Source organism: Streptomyces sp. NPDC004561 (assembly GCF_053602155.1).
Genome location: NZ_JBSGDB010000574.1, coordinates 1 through 5122, shown reverse-complemented (window position 1 = coordinate 5122; position 5122 = coordinate 1). Strand labels below are relative to the sequence as shown.

General features: G+C 66.8%; 4 protein-coding genes. 2 read left to right on the top strand and 2 right to left on the bottom strand.

Features of this window, described 5'->3' with window-relative positions; translation table 11 throughout:
• Positions 1–109: 109 nt before the first annotated feature.
• On the top strand, positions 110–1273 hold the full coding sequence (locus ACWEN3_RS41040; RefSeq protein WP_452982188.1) for an RNA-guided endonuclease InsQ/TnpB family protein: 1164 nt from the start codon (positions 110–112) through the stop codon (positions 1271–1273).
• A gap of 267 nt (positions 1274–1540) precedes the next feature.
• On the opposite strand, the gene ACWEN3_RS41035 is transcribed toward ACWEN3_RS41040, so the two are convergent.
• A complete protein-coding gene (locus tag ACWEN3_RS41035; RefSeq protein ID WP_452982185.1) occupies positions 1541–2101 on the bottom strand; it encodes a transposase family protein in 561 nt (186 codons plus the stop codon).
• A 554-nt stretch (positions 2102–2655) separates the two neighbouring features.
• Here ACWEN3_RS41035 and ACWEN3_RS41030 point away from each other — a divergent pair.
• Positions 2656–3033, top strand: a complete 378-nt coding sequence (locus ACWEN3_RS41030; protein ID WP_452982182.1) for a nuclear transport factor 2 family protein — start codon at positions 2656–2658, stop codon at positions 3031–3033.
• 665 nt (positions 3034–3698) lie between these two features.
• Here ACWEN3_RS41030 and ACWEN3_RS41025 read toward each other — a convergent pair.
• Entirely contained in the window at positions 3699–4301 is a 603-nt protein-coding gene (locus ACWEN3_RS41025) for a dihydrofolate reductase family protein (protein ID WP_452982179.1), read from the bottom strand.
• Between the last annotated feature and the right edge of the window lie 821 nt (positions 4302–5122).

Sequence of the window (5122 nt, the reverse complement as noted above, 5' to 3'; positions counted from 1 at the left end):
TGTCCCGCGGCCGACCAGACGGTGATTGCCGACACTCGGTGGTGCTGCACCTCGGTAACTGCCTCCCAGAGCAGGCCCGTTGTCAGTGTCGAGGAGTACGGTTCGTCGCGTGAAGATCGTCGTGCAGGCCAAGTTGCTGCCGACCGCCGAGCAGGCGGCCGCGCTGCGATCGACCCTGCTCGCATGCAATGACAGCGCAAACTGGGTGTCCCAGGTCGCGTTCGACCGCGGGGTGCCGCGCGAATACGAGCTGCGGAAACACACGTACGCCGAGCTGAAGGCTCGCGGCCTGGGTGCTCAGGCGGCGCAGCACGTGATCAAGAAGGTCCGGGACGCGTACACGACCCTTCATGCGAATATCACGGCGGGGAATCTCGGAAAACGGCGTTCGAAGCGGCGGGTCCAGGCGGAATCGAAACCGATCACGTTTCGGGCCGGCGCGGCGCAACCGTACGACGATCGGTGTGTCAGCTGGCAGCACGATGCAGGCACCGTATCCATATGGACGACGGTCGGCCGCCTCAAGGGCGTCCAGTTCACCGGGTCTGCCAACCAGCTCAAGGTCCTGCGGGAGTACCGGAAGGGTGAGTCGGACCTCGTCCATCGCGACGGCAACTTCTACCTCCTCGCAACCTGCGAGGTCCCCGAGGCCGAGCTCAACGAGAATCCGGACGGTTTCATCGGCGTCGACCTCGGCGTGGTCAACATCGCTACGACGTCCGACGGCGACGTCCTCGCCGGTCGCAGGCTGAACCGGTACCGGGCCCGACAGGTACGACTGCGAGCGAAGCTGCAGAAGAAGGGCACGAAGTCCGCGAAGCGCAGGCTGAAGCAGCGGTCGCGACGCGAGCGGCGGTTTGCCGCGGACACCAATCACGTCATCTCGAAACGCATCGTGGCAGAGGCTGAACGCACCTCGCGCGGTATCGCCCTGGAGGACCTGCAGGGCATCCGGTCGAGGGTACGGCTCAAGAAGCCCCAACGGGCCGCGGTGCACTCCTGGGCATTCGCCCAGCTCGGGCAGTTCCTGGCCTACAAGGCACGCCGTGCCGGCGTGCCCCTGGTCTTCGTCGACCCGGCGTACACCAGCCAGACCTGTGCCGAGTGCGGACATGCAGACCAGCGGAACCGGGCCTCGCAGGCCCGGTTCCGATGCAGGTCGTGCGGAGTCGTTGCGCACGCCGACCTGAACGCATCCCGCAACATCGCCCGCAAGGGCGAGGCTGCGTGGATTGCGGGGCGCCAGTCACGCGTCCCAGTCTCCTGTCCGTAGGTGACTCAGATGCGGGAGGTCACACGGCAGCCAGCCGCGCCCTACCTGCAAGCCCGGTCCTTCAGGGCCGGGTCAAGTTGACCGATTCGCGCAGCGGTCGGAGACCTGAGTACATCCGTAAGTCGATCACGCCGACGCCCCCAGCCGAAGTCGAGCTCGCCAACGAGCTCCTCCAGCGGAGGAACACTCTGATGCGCGACCACTCCAACGACCCTGGGGGCAATTAAGGTCGGGGCGTGTTGGCCTGGCGGTTCGGCTGGTGGGTGATCAGCAGGCCGCCGTGCGGACGAGGACCAGTTCGGTGCTCGCCGTGCGGCGGGTCGCCCGGCGGGCGGATCGGTCGGACACCAGGCCGGCGATGGCCCGGTGGGTCTCGTCGTAGTCCTCGCGCCGACCGGTGTAGCGCTGGAGCGGGTGCCATTGCCTGTACTCGGCGTTGGCGTGTTCCACAACGATCCGTTGCGAGGACTGGCGACGGCGCGTCTCGCGCCAGGCCCGCTTGTCGCCCTCGCACGCATCGTCCGCCGGTTTCTTCGGCGGGGCGCTGACCTGGTCGGGGAACTCCTTGGCCAGGCCCTGGTAGCCCGAGTCGACTTTCGCCTTCACCGTCGGCCGCAGGCGGAACTGCTCGGCGATGCCCTCGGTACGCACGGCAGTCTGGTCGTGCATCCGCCCTGGCCGGATCACACCCGAGAACAGGGTGCGGCCCTGATGGTCGCTGAACGTGGTCGTCTTGATGGTGTTCTGCTTCTTATTGCCCGAAATAAATGCCTTGCGCCCGGGACGCCCTACCTGTGGGCGTCTGACCTGAACTTCCGTGCCGTCCATGCGGATCTCGACGCCCTCGGCCCCGGCATAGGCGAACAGGTCCTCCAGGGTGCGGATCCGCAGGCCCGGACGGTCGGGGACGGCGAAGCCGCGGGCCGCGAGCAGTGGCCTGACTTCCCGGATCGCGGCGGAGACGGTCGAGCGGTCGACTTCGAACAGCTCGGCCAGGGCGGCGTGCGGCAGCCCGAGGCGCAGGCAGACCAGGGTGGCAGCAGCCGGTCGGCGAAGACCAGCCGTCGCTTGCGCCCCGCGCCCACGGCGCGCCGCCGGGCGCCACCACGTCGCTCACACAGTGCGGACTCGCGGGTCGCTTCCCACTTGGGTGCGAGTTCTTCGAGCAACTTGTCGAAGTGTGCGCGAGAGACTCCGCACAGGGCAGGATGAGAGCAGGCCGCACGGGCCCAGGTCGGCTTCACAACTTACCCAACCCGTACGGCCCTTCTCATGTCACGGACCAAGCCCACCCGCATTGCCCTCAAGGTCGTAACGACCTCGGGAACGATCGACTCGTCGTTGGTGAGGCTTCTGTCAGACCGGTGTGGGAGGCTCCGTCGATGGAATCTTCAAAGGTGATTGAGACACTGTGGGACCGGATCCAGGCTCGGGACTGGGCAGGCGTCGCCGAGTTGATCGCGGAGGATGTCGTTGTCGAGTGGCCGATCAGCCTCGAACGCATCATCGGCCGGGAAAACTACGTCGCGGTGAACCGTGAATATCCGGAGGGCTGGTCGATTCGGGTGCTCAAGGTGGTGGCCGAGGGCGACGAAGTCGTCTCCGAGGTCGAAGTGCCACACGACAGTCTTGGCGTCTTCCGCGCGGCATCGTTCTGGACTGTCCGTGACGGGCAGGTCGTCCGTGGGACGGAGTACTGGACGAGCCTGGGAACGGACCCGCAGCCTGAATGGCGGGCTGCCCTCGTCGAACCGATGTAGTGCGGCGGGCCTCTCTGAGCCCCGACCTCTATTGCTCCCAAGGTCGCAAGGCGGAGATCATGGCAATGACCCTCAGGAGGTGGCGCGTTTCGCGCGCGGATCTCGCACGCTGCACCAAGCAGGAGCCCGCAGGCGATCTGGTAGACGGCGAGGACAGCCACGAGCGCTATGAGGCGTACGGGCGGGTGGCGCTGATCAACGGCAGACCAAGGCGCGACTCACGACCTCTTTGCGGCGGCATCGGCTGCTCCAGCCACGACAGCGCGACGCCCTGGCCGGAAACCCGCGCGCGCTTCCGTGCCCAAGGGCCCTGCATCGACGCACAGTGGCCCGAGCGGGCTTCTACGCCCTCGCCCATTCCAGTCCGAGCACGGCGAGGGCGGTGTCCAGGGGCGGTTTTTCTGGTCAGCAGGTCGTGGGTCGGCCTGAGCTGATCAGTTTGGTGTCTGGTGGCGGTAGCGGTTCAAGCCCGGTTGCTACGGCTCGGTGACGGAGGGAATGGAGGCTGGGACTGTGTGCTGAGCTGGCGCTTTGTCAGGTGGAGTGAACGTTGGTCGGCTGTGGTCAGTTTCTCCTGGCGGTGATCAGGTTCGTTGAGTGTTCCTATGCGCTCGGTGTGGGTGGATAGTGCACCGATGAGCAGCCGGGGGCCTGTCGGGTTCGGTTCAGTGGGTGCGGTCGTAGATCAGCGCAAGCGTGCCGTCTTCGCCGGCGGTCTGGCTGACGAGTGTCCACTTGCTGGCGGGCAGGCCGTCGTCGAAGATGCGCGGTCCGCCGCCGAGGAGGACGGGGAAGACGGTGAGGGCCAGCCGATCGATCTTGTCGGCTGCGAGCAGTGCCTTGATGACGCTCGCGCTGGAGAGCACGAGGATGTCGCCGCCTCGGGTGCCCTTGAGGTCGTCGGCGGCCTGGGCGGTCGGCTTGTTGACGATCACCGTCCGTTCCCATGATGCCGTGTCGAGGGTGGAGGAGAGGACGACCTTGTCGGTGCCGGTGAGCCACTTCGCGAAGCCCTCGTCGCGCGGGTCGGCGCCCTCCATGCCGATGACGCTGGGCCAGAACCCGAGGAAACCCTCGGCGTTGACGCGACCGAGCAGGGCCGTCGTCGCCGTCCCCCACAGGCTGGTGAGATGGTCGCGGGCGACGTCGGACACTGCGTAGGGCATCACCCAGCTCATGTCGAGCGGGTTGTCCGGGGCGGCGTAGCGGCCATCGAGGGAGAGGGCCATGTTGGTGACGATACGGCGTCCGCCGGCCAGCTGGTTCATGTCGCGCTCCTCGTTGTGGAAGGGTTCACCACGGGGACGGAGCCAGCCACCAGATCTCGACATCGGCGCCCAAAAAACTCCTGGTGTCTCCTGGCTGTGCTGGGTGAGCACTCTCGCGGCGCGCGGGCGTCCCGACATTCAGGGCATCATCACTCACCACCTGCGCACGCACCCGTGAGTTACAGCCATCGCGGGCGCCTGACTTCGTAACCGATGTCTTCCCGGATGGCTTTCCATCGCCCCGATTCGTTGACGTGCCGCCCGGTGCGCAACCGATGAAAGACCGTGCTGGGCCGACGGACTCGAGGCCACCCGGGCTGGTTCGCATGGAACCCGATCCTGCAGCCACCGGACAGGACGACACTCCAGGTGTGCCACAGCCGGCGACCCATGAGCTGTCCAACCTCGGTGCATCGACGAGTAACTCGACGTCGCCGTCCTGGCGGAGACTTCGCTACTGCCGCCCCGGCCTGCCTTCGGTCGGCCGGGGCGCCTCCTGCTGGACCTTGGGTGTCGCAAACCGGTCGCAGGCCCACCCGTTGCGACCCTTCGCGAAAGAAAGCGGGGCGGACTCAACCGGTCGTCGCAACACCGGCTTCTCGAGCTGGGTGTAGGTGCTCGTTAAGCACCTCGGCCGGAGTCTTCCGACCGAGAGTCTTGCGAGGCCGACCGTTGAGAGCGTGAGCGACTCATGGACCCATTTCCGCGTACGGAGTCAGCGCGCGTGGTCGGGGTTGCTGATGGCGTCCCACGGTGCCAGGTTCCAGGGGCTGGCCCGGTTCGCCGGGTCGAGCAGCGCGCGCAGATGTGCCTCGGCAACG

Excerpts from the sequence above, each read along its gene's own strand:
- ACWEN3_RS41035 (WP_452982185.1), bottom strand. The coding sequence starts at position 2,101 with ATGGACGGCACGGAAGTTCAGGTCAGACGCCCACAGGTAGGGCGTCCC.
- ACWEN3_RS41030 (WP_452982182.1), top strand. The coding sequence starts at position 2,656 with ATGGAATCTTCAAAGGTGATTGAGACACTGTGGGACCGGATCCAGGCT.
- ACWEN3_RS41025 (WP_452982179.1), bottom strand. The coding sequence starts at position 4,301 with ATGAACCAGCTGGCCGGCGGACGCCGTATCGTCACCAACATGGCCCTC.